This is a genomic window from Mesorhizobium sp. M8A.F.Ca.ET.021.01.1.1 (genome assembly GCF_003998025.1).
Taxonomy (GTDB): Bacteria; Pseudomonadota; Alphaproteobacteria; order Rhizobiales; family Rhizobiaceae; genus Mesorhizobium.
Genome location: NZ_RZSJ01001114.1, coordinates 1 through 460 on the forward strand (window position 1 = coordinate 1; position 460 = coordinate 460).

The following is a 460-nucleotide window of genomic DNA, read 5'->3' on the forward strand; positions in this document are numbered from 1 at the left end:
CGACAAGACCCTGCTCGAGCTTGGTGGCCGCAGCGTGCTCGACCATGTCGTCAAGCGTCTTGCTCCGCAGACCGGACCGCTGGCGCTAAGCGCCAATGGCGACCCGACGCGCTTCGCCAGCTTCGGGCTGCCCGTGCTTGCCGATACGGTGGAGGGGCATGCGGGACCGCTGGCCGGCATCCTGACCGGCATCGAGTGGGCGTCGATCGGCTGCGATGCCGTGGTCACGGTTGCCGGCGATACGCCCTTTTTCCCCAAAAATCTGGTCGAGCGACTGGCTGCGGCCGCCGACTCAAAGCCCGGATCGATCGCTGTCGCCAGCTCAGGCGGCAGGCGGCACCCGACATTCGCGCTCTGGCCGCTCGACGTTCATGATGCCTTGCGCCGGTTCCTGGTCGACGAGGACAACCGGCGGGTCTCTGCCTTCATCGACCGCCACGGCGTCGTCGAGGTGGAGTTT

The 460-nt window shown here is 67.2% G+C and carries 1 protein-coding gene; it reads left to right on the top strand.

Going from position 1 to position 460, the window contains the following annotated elements; translation table 11 throughout:
* Positions 1–460, top strand: a 460-nt coding sequence (gene mobA, locus EOA36_RS36875; RefSeq protein ID WP_127281337.1) for a molybdenum cofactor guanylyltransferase MobA, incomplete at both ends; no start/stop codon positions are given.